The organism is Nocardia sp. NPDC051929 (assembly GCF_044548645.1).
GTDB classification, from domain to species: Bacteria; Actinomycetota; Actinomycetes; order Mycobacteriales; family Mycobacteriaceae; genus Nocardia; species Nocardia sichangensis.
This window is the reverse complement of sequence record NZ_JBIUCG010000006.1, coordinates 257,027-278,391: the sequence shown is the minus strand read 5'-3', so window position 1 is coordinate 278,391 and position 21,365 is coordinate 257,027. Positions and strand designations below refer to the sequence as shown.

19 protein-coding genes are annotated in these 21,365 nt (G+C 68.4%); 6 read left to right on the top strand and 13 right to left on the bottom strand.

Annotation, left to right across the window (positions count from 1 at the left end; translation table 11 throughout):
* Nucleotides 1-122: 122 nt before the first annotated feature.
* On the top strand, nt 123-2,654 hold the full coding sequence (locus ACIHAX_RS10365) for a tetratricopeptide repeat protein (protein ID WP_397276953.1): 2,532 nt from the start codon (nt 123-125) through the stop codon (nt 2,652-2,654).
* Nucleotides 2,655-2,761: 107 nt separating this feature from the next.
* Here the strand turns inward: ACIHAX_RS10365 and ACIHAX_RS10360 are convergent, their stop codons facing one another.
* Together ACIHAX_RS10360 and ACIHAX_RS10355 are read right to left on the bottom strand one after the other, a co-directional pair.
* Nucleotides 2,762-4,045 carry an MFS transporter gene (locus ACIHAX_RS10360; protein WP_397276993.1) on the bottom strand — a complete coding sequence of 428 codons (1,284 nt, stop codon included), beginning with the start codon at nt 4,043-4,045 and terminating at the stop codon, nt 2,762-2,764.
* Between the two features lie 305 nt (nt 4,046-4,350).
* Nucleotides 4,351-4,938, bottom strand: a complete 588-nt coding sequence (locus ACIHAX_RS10355) for a TetR/AcrR family transcriptional regulator (RefSeq protein WP_355077747.1) — start codon at nt 4,936-4,938, stop codon at nt 4,351-4,353.
* Nucleotides 4,939-5,010: 72 nt separating this feature from the next.
* Between ACIHAX_RS10355 and ACIHAX_RS10350 the strand changes: the two genes are divergently transcribed.
* Nucleotides 5,011-5,730: an SDR family oxidoreductase gene (locus ACIHAX_RS10350; protein ID WP_364429470.1), complete on the top strand. Its 720-nt coding sequence runs from the start codon at nt 5,011-5,013 to the stop codon at nt 5,728-5,730.
* A gap of 3 nt (nt 5,731-5,733) precedes the next feature.
* Here ACIHAX_RS10350 and ACIHAX_RS10345 read toward each other — a convergent pair whose 3' ends face one another.
* The 6 genes from ACIHAX_RS10345 to ACIHAX_RS10320 all read right to left on the bottom strand — a co-directional run bounded on the left by ACIHAX_RS10345 (nt 5,734) and on the right by ACIHAX_RS10320 (nt 12,797).
* Entirely contained in the window at nt 5,734-6,528 is a 795-nt protein-coding gene (locus tag ACIHAX_RS10345) for a 3-oxoacyl-ACP reductase (RefSeq protein ID WP_397276950.1), read from the bottom strand.
* Complete coding sequence (locus ACIHAX_RS10340) at nt 6,528-7,886, bottom strand: aldehyde dehydrogenase family protein (protein ID WP_355077752.1); 1,359 nt, start codon at nt 7,884-7,886, stop codon at nt 6,528-6,530. The genes ACIHAX_RS10345 and ACIHAX_RS10340 overlap by 1 nt, the downstream gene beginning before the upstream one ends.
* Nucleotides 7,883-8,629 (bottom strand): gamma-glutamyl-gamma-aminobutyrate hydrolase family protein, encoded by a 747-nt coding sequence (locus ACIHAX_RS10335; protein ID WP_364429475.1) that lies wholly within the window; start codon nt 8,627-8,629, stop codon nt 7,883-7,885. The genes ACIHAX_RS10340 and ACIHAX_RS10335 overlap by 4 nt, the downstream gene beginning before the upstream one ends.
* On the bottom strand, nt 8,610-9,974 hold the full coding sequence (locus ACIHAX_RS10330) for a glutamine synthetase family protein (protein WP_397276947.1): 1,365 nt from the start codon (nt 9,972-9,974) through the stop codon (nt 8,610-8,612). The genes ACIHAX_RS10335 and ACIHAX_RS10330 overlap by 20 nt, the downstream gene beginning before the upstream one ends.
* 142 nt (nt 9,975-10,116) lie before the next feature.
* On the bottom strand, nt 10,117-11,505 hold the full coding sequence (locus ACIHAX_RS10325) for a lipase family protein (RefSeq protein ID WP_397276945.1): 1,389 nt from the start codon (nt 11,503-11,505) through the stop codon (nt 10,117-10,119).
* A 152-nt stretch (nt 11,506-11,657) separates the two neighbouring features.
* A complete protein-coding gene (locus ACIHAX_RS10320) occupies nt 11,658-12,797 on the bottom strand; it encodes an alpha/beta fold hydrolase (RefSeq protein ID WP_355077759.1) in 1,140 nt (379 codons plus the stop codon).
* A gap of 275 nt (nt 12,798-13,072) precedes the next feature.
* Here ACIHAX_RS10320 and ACIHAX_RS10315 point away from each other — a divergent pair, with 275 nt between their 5' ends.
* The 3 genes from ACIHAX_RS10315 (at nt 13,073) to ACIHAX_RS10305 (ending at nt 16,346) form a co-directional block, all read left to right on the top strand.
* Nucleotides 13,073-14,320 (top strand): helix-turn-helix domain-containing protein, encoded by a 1,248-nt coding sequence (locus ACIHAX_RS10315; RefSeq protein ID WP_356961039.1) that lies wholly within the window; start codon nt 13,073-13,075, stop codon nt 14,318-14,320.
* A gap of 119 nt (nt 14,321-14,439) precedes the next feature.
* A complete protein-coding gene (locus ACIHAX_RS10310) occupies nt 14,440-15,609 on the top strand; it encodes a thiolase family protein (RefSeq protein ID WP_397276940.1) in 1,170 nt (389 codons plus the stop codon).
* Nucleotides 15,606-16,346, top strand: a complete 741-nt coding sequence (locus ACIHAX_RS10305; protein WP_355077765.1) for an SDR family oxidoreductase — start codon at nt 15,606-15,608, stop codon at nt 16,344-16,346. The genes ACIHAX_RS10310 and ACIHAX_RS10305 overlap by 4 nt, the downstream gene beginning before the upstream one ends.
* Nucleotides 16,347-16,552: 206 nt before the next feature.
* On the opposite strand, the gene ACIHAX_RS10300 is transcribed toward ACIHAX_RS10305, so the two are convergent.
* From ACIHAX_RS10300 to ACIHAX_RS10290, 3 genes are all read right to left on the bottom strand, one after another.
* Nucleotides 16,553-16,882 (bottom strand): transglycosylase family protein, encoded by a 330-nt coding sequence (locus tag ACIHAX_RS10300; RefSeq protein WP_355077766.1) that lies wholly within the window; start codon nt 16,880-16,882, stop codon nt 16,553-16,555.
* 595 nt (nt 16,883-17,477) lie between these two features.
* Nucleotides 17,478-17,942 carry a YiiD C-terminal domain-containing protein gene (locus ACIHAX_RS10295; RefSeq protein WP_355077768.1) on the bottom strand — a complete coding sequence of 155 codons (465 nt, stop codon included), beginning with the start codon at nt 17,940-17,942 and terminating at the stop codon, nt 17,478-17,480.
* A gap of 144 nt (nt 17,943-18,086) precedes the next feature.
* Nucleotides 18,087-19,232 (bottom strand): acyl-CoA dehydrogenase family protein, encoded by a 1,146-nt coding sequence (locus tag ACIHAX_RS10290; RefSeq protein WP_355077770.1) that lies wholly within the window; start codon nt 19,230-19,232, stop codon nt 18,087-18,089.
* Between the two features lie 110 nt (nt 19,233-19,342).
* Here ACIHAX_RS10290 and ACIHAX_RS10285 point away from each other — a divergent pair, with 110 nt between their 5' ends.
* Entirely contained in the window at nt 19,343-20,014 is a 672-nt protein-coding gene (locus ACIHAX_RS10285) for a TetR/AcrR family transcriptional regulator (RefSeq protein WP_355077771.1), read from the top strand.
* Between the two features lie 17 nt (nt 20,015-20,031).
* Here the strand turns inward: ACIHAX_RS10285 and ACIHAX_RS10280 are convergent, their stop codons facing one another.
* Together ACIHAX_RS10280 and ACIHAX_RS10275 are read right to left on the bottom strand one after the other, a co-directional pair.
* Nucleotides 20,032-20,598 (bottom strand): type 1 glutamine amidotransferase domain-containing protein, encoded by a 567-nt coding sequence (locus tag ACIHAX_RS10280; protein WP_364429493.1) that lies wholly within the window; start codon nt 20,596-20,598, stop codon nt 20,032-20,034.
* Nucleotides 20,599-20,658: 60 nt separating this feature from the next.
* Entirely contained in the window at nt 20,659-21,318 is a 660-nt protein-coding gene (locus tag ACIHAX_RS10275; protein WP_397276936.1) for a MerR family transcriptional regulator, read from the bottom strand.
* Nucleotides 21,319-21,365 lie beyond the last annotated feature (47 nt).

Genomic DNA, 21,365 nt, shown 5'->3' with positions numbered 1-21,365 from the left:
TCCACGACGCTCGACCACGACGCGATCCCATACAACGACGAGCCCGAACCTGTCAGACCCCGCTGTTAGCCTGAGCACCAGGATCGGCGCTCTTTCGCTCACGAAATCCATTGGGGGATCGCATGTTCGAAGATCAAACGCTCGAAGGCACCGGACCGGCTCCGACGCCCCGTCCGCAGAGTTCCGCGAAAGCGATCGATCCGTTTCGCGAGTGGCAGGAGACCGCTCCGGACGGAGTTCCCGAAGCCGACCTGCGCCGTGCCGTCGCAGTGGCGACCTTGTTCGGCGCGGATGATTCCGCCGAGGCGGAGCAGCTGATGACAGTCGTCTTCGGGAATGGACCCGATACCGCCGCCGACCGGGTGGCGCTCGTCCAGTGGCTGCGGTCCCAGTTCCCGAGCGAGCGGTATCTCGATCCCTCGCCCGGCCCGCTCGGCGACGCGCTCGTCGGTCAGGCGCTGCGCGCGGAAACAGACGCCGGGGTACGGCTGCTGGCCGACGGCGTGCACAGCGCTTCTCTCCGCCAGCGCGAGCGATGCTTCGAAATCCTCTCCCGGCTCCGCACGACAGACGAATACATCGCCTCCGCCTGCGCGAAGTATGTCGCCGCTCATCATCGCCGGTTGGCCGAATACATCGCGGATTCCTCGAAGGGCGACCCGGAAGTCCGGCTTCCCGGCTCGATCACCCATCTCCTCCTCAGCTCGATACCGAATAGCCCGGCCGACGGGTCGAACTCCGGGAGCACGCGACAGCTGACGCTCTCCTTGATCGAGATCGGCGATCGTCTCCGTGCCGCAGGCGACACGCGGGCAGCCGGGCGACTGTACCGCCGCGCGTTCCTCCTCGGTCTCGATGACGACCTCGACAGCCCCCTCGCCGAGGAGCGCGATTCCGACGGTGAACTCACCCCGCTCGCGAGCGGGGCGGCCGAAGCCGGACGCCTGTACCGACGCTCCGTCGCCATCGGGGAACGTGTCGCCACCGCGCAACCGGCCGACTCCGGTTACCGCCGCGATCTGTCGGTGTCGTACGGCAAACTGGCCGATCTGGAACGGAAAGCGGGCGCGGTCGACACGGCGACCAGACTGCACTACTGCGCGCTCGCCATCGTCGAAGAACTCGCGGAGGCCGAACCCGCGAACCGCGTGTATCGCCGCGATCTCGCTGTCGTCAACGAGAAGATCGGCGACATCGCCCACGCCGCGGGCGATGCCGACAAAGCCGCGCGCCACTACGGGGTCACGCTCCTCCTCACCGAGGAACTCGCCGCGGCCGACCCGGGGAATACGCTCTATCGACGCGATCTCTCGGTGTCCTACAACAAGCTGGGCGATCTGGCGTCGGCCACCGGCGACCTCGATGAGGCCGCTCGGCGCTACCAGCTCGCGATCAGCATGGCGCGAGAACTGGTCGATGCCGATCCGGACAACCTCCAGTACCAGCGGGATCTTTCGATCGGCTACGACAAGCTCGCCGAAATGGCCCGGACTCGGGGAGATCTGGACGAAGCGATCCGCCTGTACCGGCGCTCGATGGAGATCGCCGAAGCGCTCGTCGCTGCCGAACCCTCGAACCTCGGATACCGACGCGACCTGTCGATCACCGTAGACCGGCTCGGCGGGGCGATCCGCGCGAACGGCGATCCGCACGAGGCCATCCGGCACTACCATCGCGCCCTCGCTCTCACACAGGAACTCCTCGCCGCCGACCCCACCAATCCGCAGTACCGCCGCGACCTCGTCGTCATGTGCAATGTGCTCGGCGACATCGCCAGAGAATGGCGCGACTTCGGCGAAGCCGCCCGGTTCTACCGACGTGCGCTGGAGGGCACGGAGGAACTGGCCGCGAGCGCACCTGGCAATCTCCGATATCGTCGCGACCTCTTGGTCGTCCGCGATGCGCTGGGCTCGTTGGCGATGGATCAGGGCGACTACGACGGCGCGGCCACCCACTGCAGGCCTGCCCTGATTCATGCGGAGGAACTGTCGGCCGCCGACCCGGTGAACCTTCGGTATCGGCGTGATCTGCTGCTGGCCTACAACGCGCTCGGCAGAGTCGTAGCCGCCCAGGGAGATCACGGAGAGGCGACGCGACTGTACGAGCACGCCATCGCGGTCGCCGCGAGCCTGGTCGAATCCGCGCCGGACAACAGCACCTACCGCAGAGATCTCTCGTTCTGCTACCACCGGTTCGGCGACCATGCCCGTGCACGGAACGACCTCGCCGAAGCCGATCGCGCGTACCGGAACGCCATGACCATCGATCTCGCTCTGGTGGACTCTCAGCCGTCCAACCCGTCTTACCGCCGCGACCTCTCGGTCACTTACGACCGCCTCGGCACTCTCTCGCGAGCGAGCGGCGACCACCATGCCGCGCGGGACTGGTACAACCGCTCGGCCGAGATCGCCGAGGAACTGTCGGCCGCCGACCCGGGCAACCTCGGCTATCGCCGCGATCTGCTGTCCTGCTGCGACAAACTGGGCAGCCTCGCTCGCGACACCGGCGATATCGCCGGCGCGGCCCAGCATTTCCGCCGCGGACTCGCTGTCGCCGACCATCTGGTGCGCTCGGCGCCATCCGATCTCGGCTACCAGCGCGATCTGGCCCTGATGTACGAACGTCTCGCCGACTTGGCGGGCGGTGTCCGCTGAGATCAACGATGTTCCGTCATCGATCGACGCACAGGCTCGTGGCGGCTCGGCATTCAGGTGGCCGATACGACCGCGCACACTCCCACCGGATGTTTCGACGCCGTGATTCAGAACGCGGGCTGGGCGGGGAGGTCAGGATTCGGGTCCGGACTCGACTCACCCGCGTCGGGAACTTCGGTGCCGCGCAGCGAGGTTCCGGCGGTTTCGCGCAGGTAGTTCCAGGCGACCAGACCGATCAGGGAAGCGCCGACCATGTAGACGGCGGGGAACAGCGACCAACCGGTTGCCTCGATGACGGCCTCGTTGATCAGCGGGGCGGTGCCGCCGAAGATCGCGGTGGAGACGTTGTAGGCCAGCGCGAAGCCCGCGTACCGGACATGGGTCGGGAAGATCGCGGGGAAGGTGGAGCTGATGGTGGACAACTGCGGCAGGTACAACAGTCCGAGCACGATGAAGCCGAAGATCGCCCATACCGTGCCCTGGCCCATCAGCCAGTACATCGGCACCGCGAGCACGCTGAGACCGGTCAGCGAGAACAACCACATCGGACGGCGGCCGACGTTGTCGGACAGCCGGCCGAAGAACGGCAGCACCAGCATCATCACCAACTGACCGAGCAGCATCATCGCGGTAGTGGCCGATTCGCCCAAGCCGATCGTTTTCTGCAGATAGGTGGGCTGATAGGTCAGCAGCGTGTAATTGACCACGTTGAGCGCGACCACCAGTCCGGCCAGCGTCAGCGTCTCGCGCCGGTAGGTGGTCACCACTTCACGCAGACCGCCTGGCGGGCGCTTGTGCTCGGCGACCTCGGTGAACACCGGGCTCTCGTCGAGCCGGGCCCGCAGGTACCAGCCGGTCAGGCCGAGCGGGACGGCGATCAGGAACGGGATGCGCCAGCCCCAGTCGTGCATGGTGTCCGAACCGAGCGCGAGCTGGCAGGCCAGCACCGTCGCGGAGCCGCCGACGAAGCCCGCGAGCGTGCCGAATTCGAGGAAACTGCCGAGGAATCCGCGTTTGCGGTCGGACGCGCACTCGGCGAGATACGTTGCCGCGCCGCCGTATTCGCCGCCGGTCGAGAAGCCCTGCACCACGCGGAGCAGAATCAGCAGGATGGGCGCCAGCACGCCGACGGACGCGTGGGTGGGCAACACGCCGATGGCGCCGGTGGCGGCGGCCATGAGCAGGATCGTGGTGGCCAGCACGGCTTTACGGCCGATGCGGTCACCGAGCGGGCCCCACACCATGCCGCCGAGCGGCCGGAGCACGAACGAGATGGCGAAGCCGAGCATGGTGCCGAGCGTGCCCAGTTCCCCGGGGAAGAAGGCATCGGTCAGATACGTCGCGGTGGCCGCGTAGACGCCGTAGTCGAACCATTCGGTCGCGTTGCCCATGGCGGAGGCCGCGACGGAACGTCGCAGCGGGAAACTCTCGGAAGTTCGATCGGTCACGTGCACGTCCTCTCCAGTCCGTCACGGACCTCGGTTCGTTCCACCTCCGGCCGCGAGAACCGAAGGTGTGGCACGAAACAGACCGATACCCAGGATTCGCCCCGGGCAAACAGTCACGTAACAGGAAGAGGGCGAACACATCTGCGCTGACCTGCGACTCAACTAGCAATTGTGATGCCAGTCACATATGCACTCGAGTCGCACCGGTCACCGCCTCCACGACGGTCGCGATACGACGGCGCTCGCGCTCACTTCGGCCCGAGCATGGCGGCGATACCCGCGGCGACTTCCCTCGCCAACGCCCCGTCGACCGGAGCGTGCCGCCCGAGCAGGCGGTACCACATCACTCCGAAAGCGAAATCGACCACGAGGTCCAACGACACCGCCCCGGTGAACCGACCACTGTCCACACCTCGTCGCAGCAGCGTGCGCAACACCTCACGACGCGGGCCGATCACGGCGTCCTGCAATCGCTCGGACAGCGCCGGATCGCGTTGCGCGTCGGCCATCAGTCCCACCAGAGCCTGGCCCGTCAGCTCGCGCGTGAGCTCGTAGGTCGCGGTGAGCAAGCCTTCGACCTCGGCGAGCACGTCGGCGGACTCGGCGCGCACACGCAATGCCGGGTTCTCCTCGACGAGCCCGGCCAGCGCCTCCATGAGCACCGCGGCCTTGTCCGGCCACCAGCGATACACCGTCTGCCTGCCCGCGCCCGCGGCGTCGGCGATGGCCTTGATGGTCAGGTCTTGGTAGCCGTCCCGTTCACACAGTTCCAGCGCGGCGCGCAGGATGGCGCGCCTGGTTTCCTCGCTGCGCGGGCGGCCACGGGTTCCGGTCATGCCGACACTTTACAAGACACCATGCCTCGTTTATATTTCGAGACACAGAGCTTCGAAAATCAGGAGGATGTTGTGGGCAACCGGGTCGTCATCGTGGGCGGTACATCGGGCATCGGCCTGGCCGCGGCGCGCAGGCTCGCCGACCACGGGCACGAGGTGATCGTCGCGGGTCGCGACAAGGGCAGGCTCGAGGCCGCATTGGCCGATCTCGGCGAGAACGTCACCGGCCGTACCGTGGACGCGCGTGACGAGGCGGAACTGACCCGATTCTTCGCGGAGATCGGGCCGATCGACCATGTGGTGGTGACCGTGACCGGACCGTCGGGCACGACGCCGTTCCGCGAGCTCGAACTCGAGCATCTGCGCCGCCACGTCGAGGGCAAACTGCTCCCGCACACCGCCGCGATGCAAGCCGCGCTGCCGCACCTGAACGAGGGCGGTTCGATCACCCTGGTGTCGGCGGCCTCGGCGGGCGGCTCGATGCCCGCCACCGCGGCGCTGGCGGCGGTCAATGCCGGTGTGGAGGCGATGGTTCCGGTGCTGGCGGTCGAGCTCGCGCCATTGCGCGTGAACGCGGTGTCCCCCGGCGTGATCGACACCGAATGGTGGAGCTTCCTGCCCGACGGCGCGCGCACCGAGGTCTTCGACCAGATCGCCGCGACCACGCCGGTGGGGCGGGTCGGCACCGCCGACGACGTGGCCCACGCGATCGAATTCCTGGTGGACAACGCGTTCACGACCGGAATCGTGGTGCGCGTCGACGGCGGCGCACGATTGGGCGCGCCGAAGTAGGTCCTACAGCGGCGTCACGTAGGCGCCCGCGATGCCGCCGTCCACCAGGAACTGGGACGCGGTGATGAACGAGGAATCGTCGCTGGCGAGGAAGGCCACGGCAGCGGCGATCTCCTCCGGTTCGGCGAACCGGCCGAGCGGCACGTGCACCAGGCGGCGGGCGGCGCGCTCCGGGTCCTTGGCGAACAGTTCCTGGAGTAGCGGGGTGTTCACCGGCCCGGGGCACAGGGCGTTCACCCGAATGCCGTCGCGGGCGAACTGCACGCCGAGTTCGCGGCTCATCGCCAGTACGCCGCCCTTGGAGGCGGTGTAGGAGATCTGCGAGGTCGCCGCACCCATGACCGCGACGAACGAGGCGGTGTTGATCACCGATCCTTTGCCGCGCTCGAGCATGTGCTCGATGGCGTACTTGCTGCACAGGTACACGGAGGTCAGGTTGACCTCCTGAACCCGCCGCCACGCGTCGATGCCGGTGGTCAGGATCGAATCGTCCTCCGGCGGGGAGATGCCCGCGTTGTTGAACGCGATGTCCAGCCCGCCGTAGGTGTCGACCGCGGTCTGGAAAAGGGCCTTGACCTGGTCTTCGTCGGTGACGTCCACGTGCACGTACCGGCCGCCGACCTCCTTGGCGGCCGCCTCGCCGGTCCCGGCGTCGATGTCAGCGACCACCACCTTCGCCCCCTCCGCCGCGAAGCGACGGACCGTGGCCAGACCGATACCGCTCCCGCCGCCGGTGACGACGGCGACTCGATCCTGTAAGCGCTGCAACGTATCTCCTGTCGGATGTGCGGGTGTCACTACGTGGCGAGGAAGACGTTCTTGGTCTCGGTGAAGGCGAGCGCGGCGTCCGGGCCGAGTTCGCGCCCGAGCCCGGACTGCTTGAAGCCGCCGAACGGCGTCCAGTACCGCACGGACGAATGCGAGTTCACCGACAGGTTGCCCGCCTCCACACCGCGGGCCACGCGCAGCGCGCGGCCGACGTCGCGGGTCCAGATCGAGCCGGAGAGGCCGTAATTCGTGTCGTTGGCGATGCGCAGCGCGTCGGCCTCGTCCTCGAACGGGACCACCGCGACCACCGGCCCGAACACCTCGTCGGTGAGCACCCGGTCGGTGGGCGCGCCGGGCAGCACCACGGTCGGCGGATACCAGAATCCGGGACCGTCGGGCGCGCTTCCGGTGAACGCGACCTTGGTCGAGGGTTGCACGAACTCGGCCACTCGCTCCCGGTGCGCGGCCGAGATCAGCGGGCCCATCTCGGTGGATTCGTCGGACGGGTCGCCGACGCGCACCCCCTGCACAGCGGGTTCCAGCAACTCCAGGAACCGGTCGAACACACTGCGCTGCACAAGGATCCGGGAGCGGGCGCAGCAGTCCTGCCCGGCGTTGTCGAAGACGCCGTAGGGCGCGGTCGCCGCCGCCTGTTCCAGGTCGGCGTCGGCGAACACGACGTTCGCGCTCTTGCCGCCGAGTTCCAGCGTCACCCGCTTCACCTGCCGAGCGCAGCCCGCCATGATCCGCGTGCCCACCTCCGTGGAACCGGTGAACACCACCTTGCGGACGGCCGGGTGGGTGACGAAGCGCTCTCCCACCACCGACCCCTTGCCGGGCAGCACCTGGAACACACCCTCGGGCAGGCCCGCCTCGAGCGCCAGTTCACCGAGTCGCAGCGCGGTCAGCGGCGTCAGCTCGGCGGGTTTGAGCACCACGGTGTTGCCCGCGGCGAGCGCGGGCGCGAAACCCCAGGCCGCGATCGGCATCGGGAAATTCCACGGCACGATCACGCCGACCACGCCGAGCGGTTCGTGGAAGGTGATGTCGACTCCACCCGCGACCGGAATCTGACTGCCCAGCAACCGTTCCGGCATTCCGGCCGCGTAGTGCAGCACGTCGCGGACGTTGCCCGCCTCCCAACGCGCGTTGCCGATGGTGTGCCCCGCGTTGGCGACCTCGAGCCGGGCGAGCTGCTCCACATCCGCGTCGACCGCCTCGGCGAACCGGCGCAGCAATCTCGCCCGATCGCCGGGCGCCACCTCGCGCCACCCGGCCGCCGCGCGCTGCGCCGCGGCGACGGCGGCATCGGTCTCGGCTTCGCCGACGAGCTCGACGGTGGTGACCACCTGTTCGGTCGCCGGGTTGAGCACCTGCGCTGTCGTCACGAGTCCCGCTCCCTTCGATAGGTGTCCGCCGCCTCGGCCAGCGCCCGCACCAGCCCGCGATCGGTGGCGTCGGCCTCCGGATGCCACTGCACGCCGACCAGGAACGACCCGTCGGTGGACTCCGCGGCCTCGATCGTGCCGTCCGCGGCGTACGCGGTGGCGGTCAGGCCCTCGGCGAGCCGATCGACGGCCTGGTGATGGTGGCAGTTCACCTTCACCTCCGGACCGGCCAGCCGCGCGACCCGGCTGCCCGCGATGGTCAGCACCCGGGTCGCGGTGAACCCGCCCTCGACGCCGGAGTGCTCCTCGTGTCCGACCACATCGGGCAGATGCGGGATCAGCGTGCCGCCGAGCGCCACGTTCGCCAGTTGCAGCCCGCGGCACACCGCGAGAATCGGCATGCCCGCGGCTCTGGCCAGCTCGAACAGGCCGAACTCCGACTCGTCCCGGTCCGGCCTGGTGTAGCCGGGGATTCCGGCGGCAGGGCCGCCGTAGCGCGCTGGATCGACGTCCGCGCCGCCGGTCAGCACCAACCCGTCGAGCCGTCGCACCAGCTCGGGACGCGCGACGCCGGCGGGCGGCAACAGCACCGGGATGCCACCCGCGGCGGCCACCATCTCGACGTAGGCGTGCGGCAGCACCGCGCACGGCAGATCCCACGCGTTGAAGCGGGCCTGCTCCACATAGGTGGGCAGGCCGATCACGGGACGGGCTCCCGCGACCTCAGAGTCGTTCGAAACCACGGATACGCTCCCAGTCGGTGACCGCGGCGTCGTAGGCGTCCAGTTCGACCCGCGCCGCGTTGCGATAGTGCTCCACTACATCATCACCGAAGGCCGCGCGGGCCACCGCGCTGTCGCCGAACAGCTGGGCCGCTTCGCGCAGCGTACGCGGCACACGGGGGCGCTCGGAGTGATAGGCGTTGCCGTGGAATTCCGGCTCGAGCGGCAGCCGCCGGTCGATGCCGTGCAGTCCCGCTGCGATCAGCGCGGCCACGGCCAGGTACGGGTTCACGTCACCGCCGGGCACCCGGTTCTCGAAGCGCAGCCCATGGTCCTCGCCGACCACGCGGATGGCGCAGGTCCGGTTGTCCCGGCCCCACGCGATCGCGGTCGGCGCGAAGCTGCCCGCGACGAATCGCTTGTAGGAGTTGATGTTCGGCGCGAGCAGGTAGGTGAACTCGCGCATGCAGTCCAGCTGGCCCGCGATGAAGTGCCGCATCAACGGCGACATGCCGTCCGCGCCGTCCCCCGCGAAGACCGGCTCGCCGGCCTCGCCGCGCAGGCTCAAATGAATATGGCAGGAATTGCCTTCCCGCTCATTGTATTTCGCCATGAAGGTGAGGCTGCGCCCTTCCTGCGCCGCGATCTCCTTCGCACCGGTCTTGTAGATACTGTGGTTGTCGCAGGTGACCAGAGCTTCGTCGTACCGGAACGCGATCTCGTGCTGGCCGGGGTTGCACTCGCCTTTGGCCGACTCGACATACATCCCCGCGCCGTCCATCTCCTTGCGGATACGGCGCAACAACGGCTCGATCCGCCCGGTGCCGAGCATCGAGTAGTCGACGTTGTACTGATTGGCCGGCGCCAGCCCGCGGTACCCCGCGTTCCAGGCCGCCTCGTAGCTGTCGTCGAACACCAGGAACTCGAGTTCGGTCCCGACGAACGCGCGCAGGCCGCGCTCGCTCAAGCGGTCCAACTGTTTGCGCAGCACCTGGCGCGGTGAAGCCGCGACCGCCCGCCCTTCCGGCGCCACGTGCTCGACGTCGCAGAGCACCAGCGCGGTGCCCGGCCACCACGGGGCCGTCCGCAGCGTGCGCAGATCCGGCCGCAGCACGACGTCTCCGTACCCGGTCTCCCAGGACGAGAGGGCGTATCCGTCGACGGTCGTCATGTCCACGTCCACCGCGAGCAGGTAGCCGCAGGCCTCGGTGGCGTGCTCGAGCACCTCGTCCAGGAAATAGCGTGCCGCGCAGCGCTTCCCTTGCAGTCGCCCCTGCATGTCGGTCATGGCGACCAGCACCGTGTCGATCTCACCCGTATCGACCTGGTCCCGCAATTGCGCCACACTCAGCATCCCGCTACGCATCCACGACCCCTCTCGGCACCAACCGTGCTCACGCTAGAGCAAAACGGACACCTTTGTGACGTGACACCGGAATCTCGTTCCCGGCGCGTAACGGTGTGCGATCAGGCCAGCTCAGCAACGTCTCGGTGGTGGCCGAGCAAGATCAGGACAACGGATTGCGCAGCGCCGCGGAAAAGACCGACAGGCGGCGCGGGCCGGGACGCGACAGCGCGGGCGGGCGCGGTGCGCGGATCGGCCGTCCGAGCCACATGCGCACGAGCAAGGCCGCGAATCGCAGGTGGCCGCGCAGCGCCGGACCGGCGAAGGCGAGCGACCAACGCGTCTGCGTACCGGCCGCGGGCAGCTCACGACCGGCGAAGCGACCGGCGAGCCAGTCGACCATGACCGGCAGCGCCAGGAATTGCAGCAGCAGATGGGTGCTGAGCCGATCGCGCAAGTAGCGCACGTGGACGCCCGCCGCGACGTAGCGCGCGACGTGGCCGTCCACGTCGGCGGTCGCGATCACCTCGTCGTGCACGCCCTGCAGCACGAGCATGGGCATCGCGGGCGCTCGGCCGCCGGGGTGGATGTCGTCGAGGATCCGCCGCAGCCCGTCCTGCTCGAGCATGGCGGCCAGTCCCGCGTCACTGTGTTTGTCGATGTCGCGCCGGGCGAAGCGATACAGCAGCGGGAACGTCGCGGTGGTCTCGGTCTCGGCCAGCCAGCCGAGATATCGCGCGTCCAGATGCGCGCGCAGCATGCGGTCGAGATCCGGGTAGCCGCGGCGCAGCCCGGCGGTGAAGACGGCCGCGAATCCCGCGAAGAGGGTGCCGTTGAGCCGGACGAACGCGGCGGCCGGATCCCCCACCGGCGACCCGGCGACCGCGCCGACGATATTCAGCTCGGGCGCGTATTCGGCGGCCATTTCCGCGGCCCAGGCCGTGGCCAATCCCCCGCCCGAATAGCCCCACAGCGCCACGGGTGTGGTCGGGTCCAGTCCCAGCGGAACGAAGGCGTGCGCGGCGCGCACCGCGTCCAGCGCGCGATATCCCGGCTCCCTGGCCACGCCGAACCGGCCCGCGGTTCCACCGTGATCCGGCACCGACACCGCCCAGCCCCTCGCCAGGGCGCTGGCGATCAGCGGCAGCTCCAGCTGGGGAATCGACCCCGCCGCCCGTGCGCCGCGCCGGAGCGAATAGGACGGAAGACATTTCGAGGCCACCGCGTCGATCGCGCACTGGAACGACACCAGCGGGCGCGGCTCGGCCGGATCCGCGCCCCACGGCAACAGCACGGTGGTCACCGCGACCTCGGGCACCCCGTTCAGATCACACGTCCGATAGAGCAGTTGCCAGGCCGAGATGCGCTGGGGCACAAGACTGAAGAAGCCGATCCGCACCGCACGCGCGCGAACGATCGCGCCGGGACGCAACCGCCCGACCGCAGGCGGTGGGACGTAGAACGGATCGTCTTCGGGCAGTATCGGCCGCTGCGCGAACGGGGCCGGATCGGGCGGCACTGTACCGCCATCCCATTCGAGTTGCACACTCATCCGGTTCTTCCTTTCCGACGGCACGGCCGTGATCGCGGGCATCCCGCGCCGGATCGCCCATATTCACCCAACCAAGGTCGCGCCCGGAAAAGAATTGTCCCGGGTACCAATTAGACGCGCGCGGATTCTCGTGCCGATGCAGTGACAGCGGCTCACCAGCTGCCGTTGCCGCCGACCATCCACGGATTGAAAGTGCATTCCAGCGACGGCTGGGCGACCGGGTCGAGCGCGTGCAGGACGATCGACGCCGCCCGCGGCGAATACATCATCGTCAGGTGGTCGGACATGTCCTGCTCGCACCCGTCTTGCAGCGTGACGTTGTCGACCGTCGCGTCCGGCCCCGCTTGCAGGAACGTCCATTGATAAGGGTTGGTCACCTCGTCGTGCCGCGAGCCGACCGCCGTGTAGGCGACTCCGGGCACCGTGTCGCCCTGGGCGTTCAGACTGGCGTAGAACGGCGAGCCCACCGCTTGCTGGATATTCGCGAGTCCGACCAGCGGCTCGTAGAACCCGAGAATGTTGACGCCCAGATTGTTGATGATCCGGCCCAGCGTGGCGATACCCATCAGCGACGTGCCGTGGTGTGTCGCTCCCAGGCTCACCAATTTGCCCACTTTGCCCTGGCCGCCCTCGAACTTCAGATAATGGTCGGCGACCGTCCCGCCTTGCGAGTGACCGACGATGTCGACGGCCTGCGCACCGGTCGCGGCCAGGACCCGGTCGACGAAATCGCGCAACTGCACGGCCGAATCCTCCATCCGGCCCACGCCGAAGCGCCCCGGCAGGATCGGGCCGAGACCGCCGCCCTCCAGGATGCCGGAACGCCCGAAATTGAAGGCGAACACGCAGAAACCGGCGCGGGCCAGGCGCGGGGACAAGTAGGAGAAGGTGTCGTAGGCGTTGAGCCAGGTGCCGTGCAGCAGCACCACCGGTCGCGGGTGTTCGGCGGTGGGGGTGCAGTTCCAGCGGTTGCCGCCGGGCGGGGCGGCGTCCGGGTGGGTCAGGCCGTAGGCGAAGGCCGCCAGATACGCCGACATCTCCGGGCCTTCACCGAACGCGTCGGAAGCGACGCTGGTCGGCCATCCCGACGAGCTGCCGCTGTCCACGATCGCGCGCGGTTGCCTGCCGTCCGGGGCGGGCGCCAGGCCCGCGCTGATGTAATCGGCCAGGGCCTGCTGGGTCGGTTCGATCTCCTCCCGCGCGTGCGCCGGTCCGTTGCCGAGTGCCGTGGCCATCGTCACGCCCGCGATCACCGCGGCCCCGAGAATCGCCCGTCGAGCGTTGTGCATCATTGCCAACATCGAGTTCACTTCCATTCACGCCGAACCACAGGCGGCCCGGCGGTGAATCGAACACCGCTACAGAATGTTTCCTACGCCACATTCGGATTCGAATGTGATCGGGGACATAGATGCGAGCCGCTTTCCGAATGTATGACTCGCGCCGGGGCGGTGTCACTGCACGCCGAGGAGAAGATTCCGTCTGGAATGTTGGCCCCGAAGCCAAAATTCGCGCGACTGGGCCCGCGACCTTGCCGCGGTTTCCTGTGGTCGGAAACAATCGGCCCATGTCCGTCGCGTTGTCCCCGGTGGCCGGAGACGCTCCGCTCGTCGCCCGGTTGCTCACCCGCTGGCCGCAGATCGCCGAGCGCATGCTCGCCGCAGGCCTCGGCACCACCTCGCCCGCCGCCGATCTGCCCGAGGGGCATTTCACCGCCGAGGTGCTTCCGGCGATCTACGCGTGCGGCCGCGCCGTGCTCCAGGCGATCGGTGAACAGCGCAGCTTCACCAAGGCCGAAGTCGCGACGTTCGTCGCCCCGGTGGCCGAGCGGCACGCCGAGGACCGGTTCCCCCTGCCCGTGCTGATCGAGGCCATTCACGGCTCCGCGCAGTCGGTGCTCCACGAGGCGGCCGCGCTGGCCTCCCGCGAGGAGCTCGACGACCTCGTGCTGGTCGGCAGCCGACTGCTCGACCTGCTCATGCAGATCAACATCACGGTCGTGGAGACCTACACCGAGGTCGAGCAGTCCATCTACAACGCCGAACGGGAGGCGCGCCGGGCGCTGTGCTCGGCGCTGCTGAACGGGTTCCCCGCGGCGGAGCTGGCGGCGCGGGCTGACACCGCCCTCGCGGAGCACTACACCGTGCTCGCCATCCACATCCGGCCCGACGATCAGCCGAGCAAGGTCGCCACACTCGTCGGACGTCGCCGCATCCGCCTGCTGCACCGTGCTCTGGACGCCCTCGCGGGCACCACGGCGCTGGCCACCTTCGACGGCTGGAGCGGAATCGCGTTGCTGCCCAGCGGTTCCGACGCCGAACTCGACGACGCGCGCCACACCGGGCTTGCCACCGAGCTGGCCGAGAACTTCGGGGTTCCGGTATTCCTCGCCGAGTATCCGTCCGTGCCGAAGGACGCCATTCCGCACACCGCGAAGGAAGCCACCGACCTCGCCGAACTCGCGCGCCTGCTCGGCCGTCCGGCGGGCGTCTACCAACTCGACGATCTGCTGTTGGAGTACCAGCTCACCAGGCCGGGCACCGCCCGCACCCGGCTGGCCGAGCGGATCGCCCCGATCCTGGACAGCCCGCACCTGATGGAAGCCCTCGACGCGCACCTGCGCCACGGCTCGGACCGTAAGGCCGCGGCCGCCGAGATCCACGTGCATCCCAACACGTTCAGCTATCGCCTGCGCCGCATCGCCGAACTCACGGGCGTCGATCCCACCGACCCGCACGACTCCCGGCTGCTGGCGGCCGCGCTGACGATTCAGCGCCTGTATCCGGGCAGGCCGCCCGGTGAGGCCAAGGCCTAGGCACGGGGACTCCCTGCGGTCGATCGCGGCCAGACCGTTGGGCACGCCATGGCCCACGACGGAGAATCTATGTTAACTTAACTGCGAATGCCAGTTAACTTAACTGATCGGAGATGGCCATGAGGTCCGCCGTCGTCGTCGATGTCGTCCGTACACCGTCCGGTAAGGGCAAAGCAGGCGGCGGCCTGTCGGACGTACATCCGGCCACCCTGCTCGCGGGTGTGCTCGCCGAACTCGTCGCCCGCAACGACCTCGATCCCGCCGTGGTGGACGACGTGGTCGGCGGATGCGTCACGCAGAGCGGGGAGCAGGCGTTCAACATCAGCAGGACCGCAGCGCTGGCCGCCGGATTCCCGGATTCGGTGCCCGCTACCACGGTGGACCGGCAGTGCGGGTCCAGCCAGCAGGCCGCGCACTTCGCGGCGCAGGGTGTCATCGCGGGCGCCTACGACGTCGCGATCGCGTGTGGTGTCGAATCCATGAGCCGGGCGCCGATGTTCTCCAACGGCCAGGGCAAGGACGCCAACCGCGGTCCGCTCGCCCACCGCTATCCGGACGGCCTCATCCAGCAGGGCATCGCGGCCGAGGTGATCGCCGCCCGGTGGAAGTTCGACCGCGTCGCGCTCGACGAGTTCGCGGCTCGTTCGCATCGGCTCGCCGCCGACACCGCGGCGCGGGGCGGCTTCGACAACGAACTGGTCGCGGCGGGCGCCCTGACGGCCGACGAGACGATCCGGCCCGCCACCACCGGCGAGAGTCTGGCGAAGTTGCGGCCCGCCTTCGTCGACGACCAGTACACCGCGCGCTTCCCCGAGATCGAGTGGTCGATCACGCCGGGCAACTCCTCGCCGCTGACCGACGGCGCCTCCGCCGCACTGATCATGAGCGAGGAGGCCGCCACGAAACTGGGCCTTCGTCCGCGCGCCCGGTTCCACTCGTTCGCCGTGGTGGGCGACGACCCCCTGCTCATGCTCACAGCCGTGATCCCGGCCACCCGCAAGGTGCTGGATCGCGCCGGGCTGAGCATCGATGACATCGACGCCTACGAGGTGAACGAAGCGTTCGCACCCGTGCCCCTGGTCTGGCAGCACGAGTTGAACGCCGATCCGGCCAAGCTGAACCCCCGCGGCGGCGCGATCGCCCTCGGCCACCCGCTGGGCGCCTCCGGCACCCGCATCCTGGCGACGCTGGTCAACCACCTGGAGCAGACCGGCGGCCGCTACGGCCTGCAGACGATGTGCGAGGCGGGCGGCCTGGCCAACGCGACGATCATCGAACGCCTCGGATGAGCGTCCGCACCGCACTGATCACCGGAGGGTCACGCGGCATCGGCGCCGAGGTGGCGCGCCGACTGGCGGGCGAGGGTTATCACCTGACCCTCGCCGCGCGCACGCTCGACACGCTCGAGCAGACCGCGGCCCGCGTGCGCGCGGAAACGGGAGCCGAGGTGCAGCCGGTGGTCACGCAGATGAACGACCTCGACCAGGTGCGCGCCCTGGTCAAGGCGCATGAGGAACGGTTCGGCGGCATGAACGCGCTGGTGCTGAGCGCGGGCACCGGCACGGCGGGCGCCGTGGCGGACCTGCCCGCGAAGGCGTACGAACGCATGCTGGACGTGAATTTTCGCGCGCCGCTGACGCTCGTCCAGGCCGCGTTGCCGCTGCTGCGCAAGAGCGCGGCCGACGATCGGGAGCGCGGCGCGAAGATCGTCGCGCTGGCTTCGATCACCGGCGTCGCCGGAGAAGCGGGCCTCGCCGCCTACGGGGCCACCAAAGCGGCGCTCATCTCGCTGTGCGAGACGGTATCGCTGGAGGAATCCGCGAACGGCGTCAGCGCGACGGCGGTGTCCCCTGGCTACGTCGACACCGACATGACCGCGTGGAAGCGTGCTGTCCTGGACCGATCGGCCATGCTCACCACCGGTGACATCGCCGAGATGGTCCTGGCGGTCACGCGGCTGTCGCGTAACGCGGTGGTGCCGAACATCGTCCTGTCGCGCGCCGGTGATCAACTGTGGCGGGCCTGAGCACCGTTACCTGACAGCGACTGGCGCGTGGATCCGACCCTGGAGAGCGGGCGAATCGGCGTTCGGTGAATCCTAATTCGGACCGGATGATCGGATATCGAATTACCGATGCGATTGTCCGAATAAACCGACATTTCGCGAAATTTATTACTGCCGGTAAATAGCTCGGCGCCTACCGCGAATTCGCGGTAGGCGCCGGCGACGCATCAGAGGTAAGAGCCGCACACGGGCCAGGCGCCCGGACCCTGGGTCGCGAGGACGTTCTCCGCGACGCGGATCTGCTCGTCACGGCTGGCGTTGGACGGGCTGCCGCTGCCGCCGTTGGCCTCCCAGGTGCTCTGGGTGAACTGCAGGCCGCCCGAGAAGCCGTTACCGGTGTTGGTGGACCAGTTGCCACTGCTCTCGCACTGCGCGACGGCGTCCCAGTTGTGGGCCGAAGCGGTCGCGGTGGACAGGCCGAACGGCACGGCGACGAAGGCGCCGACAGCCGCGGTGAAGCCGAGAACACGAGTGGTGAATTTACGGTTTTGCGACATGAGATTTCCCGCCTGCGCCCACCGGCTCGGCGAATTCGCCGCGCCCCTGTCCCCAGGGAAGTTCGTGGACACTCGAATCGCGGGACAGGGTTTCCGGCGTTCTGCGATTCGAGCTCGATCTCGGTGTTGCCCCGAGCCGTGACCGACGTTAGCGGAGATGTCGCGACAGATCACGCTCGAATAACGTCGGCATAGGTTTGACCCTTGGTCGAGACTTCGCGCCGTTCACCCAGGTCGATCGCGAAAAATCGACCGATACAGATCCGCTGTTATGGCTTCGTTATGTGGCCGAGATCACTGCGATATGGTGAAGCGGATCGCATTTTCGCAGGTCCACGACTTGCGGTAGTAGGCATACCCCGGCCTCGCCCGCCGCCACTCAGGGCATCAGCTACCGAGCCGTTACCAAATCGAAGAACCGGAGATATCCGCGTGACGCCGCGGCCGAACCGGTGCCCCGCGACCGGTCCGTGATCTCGGCGCGGGCACGGCGACCTGGCCGGACACCGTCGTCGGCCCCCCGCCGGCTCGCCACAGCGCGCGGCCGACCGGCGCCGGATGCGTGCCGAACGCCTCGCTCCGGCGCCGAGGCAGGCTACTTGCCGTGCGCCCGCAATTGGTAGAGGCCTTCGGTCTCCGCCACCACAACGCCGTCGGCGTCGGTGACCACGGATCGCAGCGTGAAGTCGGATTTGCCGTTCGCCGCCGCCTCCGCGCCGACGCGCGTGATCTCCTCCTCCGACAACGTCGCCTCCGCGCGCACATCCGTCTTGGCCGGCTTGCGGAAGAAGACGTGCAGATCCTTCACCAGCGGATAGAACGCCGAGTTGTCGAATGTGGCGACCGCGATCGCGCCGCCGAGGATCTCGGCCACGGTGAACAGCACTCCCGCGTACATCACGCCGAAGTGGTTGCCGTTGCCCTCGACGGGCACCGAGGTCGCCGCGAAACCGCGCCGCACCTCCACCGCCTGCACACCCATTTTGTGCGCGATCGGGATGGTGAATTCCAGTGCCCCGTTGACGATGTCCTTGAACGGAGGAGTCTCGACGTCGCTCATCGCAACCGTCCCTTCACGCTGGAGGTGGCCGGCACCTCGTTGTCTCTGCCACGGCCACCTCGGTGGACGTCACCGAAGCGTAGGCCCTGACCGGCGCGGCCCGACAGGGTGTTGGCAGTTTGCCAACACAGTCGGCCGCTCGGATCACAGACTGCGGGCGATGATCTCTTTCATGATCTCGTTGGTGCCGCCGTAGATCTTCTGGACACGGCTGTCGGTCCACATCCGCGAGATCGGGTATTCGCTCATATAGCCGTAGCCGCCGTGCAGTTGGAGGCACTCGTCGGCCACCGACATCGCGCGATCGGTGGTCCACCACTTGGCCATGGCGACGGTCGGGATGTCCAATTCCCCACGTAGATGCCGCACGATGCAGTCGTCCAGGAACACCCGGGCCACCCGGGTCTCGGTGGCCGCCTCCGCGAGGGTGAACTTGGTGTTCTGGAAGGCGAACAGCGGCTTGCCGAAGGCGTGCCGCTCCTTGGTGTAGCGCAGCGTGACCTCGAGCGCGGCCTCCATCCCTGCCACCGATCCGACGGCGATGATCAGCCGCTCCTGCGGAAGCTGCTGCATCAACTGGACGAAGCCCTGTCCTTCCTGCGTGCCCAGCAGGTTCGACACCGGGACCCGGACGTCCTCGAAGAACAGCTCGGAGGTGTCCTGCCCCTTCTGCCCTACCTTGTCCAGCACTCGGCCGCGGCGGAAGCCCGGCCGGTCGGCCTCGACCAGGATCAGCGAGATGCCACTGGCGCCCTCGCTGGTGTCGGTCTTGGCGACCACGATGATGAGATCGGCCTGGCTGCCGTTGGTGATGAAGGTCTTGGAGCCGTTCACCACGTACTCGTCGCCCTCGCGGATCGCCTTGGTCTTGACGCTCTGCAGGTCCGATCCCGTGCCGGGCTCGGTCATGGCGATCGCGCCGACGACCTCGCCGGTGGCCATCTTGGGCAGCCACTTCCGCTTCTGTTCTTCGGTGCCGTAGTGCAGCAGGTAATGCGCGACGATCCCGCTGTGCAGGGTGGCGCCCCAGGAGGTGTCGAACGCCTTGGCCTGCTCCTCGATCAGCACGGCCTCGTGCGCGAAGGTGCCGCCGCCACCGCCGTACTCCTCCGGGATCGATGCGCACAGCAGGCCGAGCGCGCCCGCCTTGTTCCAGAAGTCGCGGTCGACGTGGTGCTGCTCGATGAACTTGTCGATGTTCGGCGTCAACTCCTTCGCGAAGAACGAGCGGGCGAGCTCGCGCAGGGCGTCCAGGTCGTCGTCGAGCCAGGCGGACCGGTAGGTCGTCATCGGGTGTCCTTGCGAAAGTCTGATACCGACAGTTACGGGTACAGTGTGTACCACGGAACTGCCGGGTACAAGGTGTACCACCCGATTCGCCTGCCGATACGCTGAGCCGCGTGGCACGACGACCTTGGGTGGACACCGCCGACGCGCGGCGTTCCACCAGTGATCGGCCCGGCCGCGACGAACGCCGCCGGGCCATCGTGACAGCCGCGATCGCGGCGATCGAGGAAGACGGCCCGCACGCGCTGACCGGCCGGATCGCCGACCGCGCCGGACTGGCCCGCACGCACGTCTACCGGCATTTCGCCAGCAAAGAGGAACTCGACCTCGCGGTCGCCCGGCACGCGCACCACGATCTGACCGAACGGATTCGCGCGCGCCTGGCGGTGGACGGCACGCCGCTGGACATCATCCGTGCACCCTTGACCCAGCACGTGCGGTGGGCCGCCGAGCATCCCAATCTCTATCGCTTCCTGGTCGGACGCGACTACCGGCGCGGCCGCAACGAACCGCGCGTCGGCGGCAGCGCGTTCGCCGCCGAGATCTCCGCCGCCGCGACCCGCTACCTGCCGGAATTCGGGGCCGACCCGCTGGCCGCGGACCGGGTGGTGGTCGCCCTGCTCGGCTTGGTGGATGCCTCGGTGCGGTGGTGGCTGGAACACCACGACACCACCGAAGCCGCCCTGGTCGACCGCCTGACCACCGAGTGCTGGCTGCTCATCGACAACCGGCTGCGCGATCTGGGAATTACGCTCGATCCGCGAAAATCATTGCCTGGCAACTGAATCGAGCCCCACAGAGGTCAGCGCGAGGCAGGGACCACTTCGCGCGTGATCGCGTGCACGAAATCGGATAGGTCACCCGGGTTGCGCGAAGTGAGCAAGGTCCACCCGCCCTCGACGGAGCGGACCGCCGCTTCGTCGACCCACTCGCCGCCCGCGTTGACGATGTCGGTCCGCAGCGAGAAGTAGGAGGTCAGCGTCTTGCCGCGGACCAGTTCGGCGTTCACGAGCAGCCAGGGGCCATGGCAGATCGCGGCAATCGGCTTGCCCGCGCCTGCGAACTCCTTGGCCAGTTCGATCGCCCGGTCGGTGACCCGCAGCTTGTCCGCGTTCACCGTGCCGCCGGGGACGACCAGCACGTCGAAATCGTCGACAGAGACCTCGTGCACCGACGCATCCGGTTGCACGACGGTGTCTTTCTCCGTGTCGTGCAGGTAGGTCTGCACCTCCTCGCGCTTCGGTGCGGCATGGGTGACGCGCGCCCCGCGCTTGCGGAGTTCGTCGCGCGGCACCAGCAGTTCGTCCCGCTCCACTCCCGTATTCGAGGTGATGATCAGCACGCGCGTCCCATTCAGTTGATCGGTCATGAGCCGCTCTCCTTTCGCCTCTGGATGGTCCTGTTTCCGGCATGCCGCGCGAGGGGCGGGCTAAACCTCGCCGGAGGCGCGATCCGCGGCGTCGTCCGCCGACAGCAGCGTGCTGGACAGATGCTCCTGCGCCAGCCTGCGCAGCGCGGCGAGCAGCGTGTCGCCCAGAATCGTTCCGACAATGGCGGTTTCGGTCATCCGCTCGAGGACCGGTTCGTTGCGGACCAGGGCGATGTCGGTGGCGGCGATGGCCTCGCTGGCACCCGCGTAGTCGTCCATCGCGGCGACCACGTCACCGTGGCCGAGCAGACGCAGCGCGGCGCAGACATCGATGAGGGTGTCGCGGGCCGGGCTGTCGTCATCGATCCGCCAGCCGCGCCGGTCCAGCAGTGCCGCGACATCCTCGGCGGCGGCTTCCCGCTGCTCCTCACCGACCTGCGACCTCCGGCCGCCCAGCGCGTACTGGACGTGGCCCAGCGCGTCCCGCGCGGACAGGCTGCCGCTGTCGAGCGCCGCGAGCAGTTCCTTCGCCGCTTCGATGGACACGCCGCCGATATCCACCAGCGCCCGGATCAGCCGCAGTCTGCTGACGTGGGCATCGCTGTATTCGGCCTGATTGCGATGGGTCCGCACGCCGGAGGGCAGAAGCCCCTCGCGCACGTAGTACTTGATCGTCGCGGGAGCAACGCCGCTGGCGCGGCTGAGTTCGGCGATCCGCATCGGACTCCTCGGCTCGGTCGACGTATTGACAGTCGATAGTACAGCTA

What these genes read in the sequence shown, in the direction of transcription:
- ACIHAX_RS10365 (WP_397276953.1), top strand. Translation starts at nt 123, where the DNA reads ATGTTCGAAGATCAAACGCTCGAAGGCACCGGACCGGCTCCGACGCCC.
- ACIHAX_RS10360 (WP_397276993.1), bottom strand. Translation starts at nt 4,045, where the DNA reads ATGGGCAACGCGACCGAATGGTTCGACTACGGCGTCTACGCGGCCACC.
- ACIHAX_RS10355 (WP_355077747.1), bottom strand. Translation starts at nt 4,938, where the DNA reads ATGACCGGAACCCGTGGCCGCCCGCGCAGCGAGGAAACCAGGCGCGCC.
- ACIHAX_RS10330 (WP_397276947.1), bottom strand. Translation starts at nt 9,974, where the DNA reads ATGCGTAGCGGGATGCTGAGTGTGGCGCAATTGCGGGACCAGGTCGAT.
- ACIHAX_RS10325 (WP_397276945.1), bottom strand. Translation starts at nt 11,505, where the DNA reads ATGAGTGTGCAACTCGAATGGGATGGCGGTACAGTGCCGCCCGATCCG.
- ACIHAX_RS10320 (WP_355077759.1), bottom strand. Translation starts at nt 12,797, where the DNA reads ATGATGCACAACGCTCGACGGGCGATTCTCGGGGCCGCGGTGATCGCG.
- ACIHAX_RS10315 (WP_356961039.1), top strand. Translation starts at nt 13,073, where the DNA reads ATGTCCGTCGCGTTGTCCCCGGTGGCCGGAGACGCTCCGCTCGTCGCC.
- ACIHAX_RS10310 (WP_397276940.1), top strand. Translation starts at nt 14,440, where the DNA reads ATGAGGTCCGCCGTCGTCGTCGATGTCGTCCGTACACCGTCCGGTAAG.
- ACIHAX_RS10305 (WP_355077765.1), top strand. Translation starts at nt 15,606, where the DNA reads ATGAGCGTCCGCACCGCACTGATCACCGGAGGGTCACGCGGCATCGGC.
- ACIHAX_RS10300 (WP_355077766.1), bottom strand. Translation starts at nt 16,882, where the DNA reads ATGTCGCAAAACCGTAAATTCACCACTCGTGTTCTCGGCTTCACCGCG.
- ACIHAX_RS10295 (WP_355077768.1), bottom strand. Translation starts at nt 17,942, where the DNA reads ATGAGCGACGTCGAGACTCCTCCGTTCAAGGACATCGTCAACGGGGCA.
- ACIHAX_RS10290 (WP_355077770.1), bottom strand. Translation starts at nt 19,232, where the DNA reads ATGACGACCTACCGGTCCGCCTGGCTCGACGACGACCTGGACGCCCTG.
- ACIHAX_RS10280 (WP_364429493.1), bottom strand. Translation starts at nt 20,598, where the DNA reads ATGACCGATCAACTGAATGGGACGCGCGTGCTGATCATCACCTCGAAT.
- ACIHAX_RS10275 (WP_397276936.1), bottom strand. Translation starts at nt 21,318, where the DNA reads ATGCGGATCGCCGAACTCAGCCGCGCCAGCGGCGTTGCTCCCGCGACG.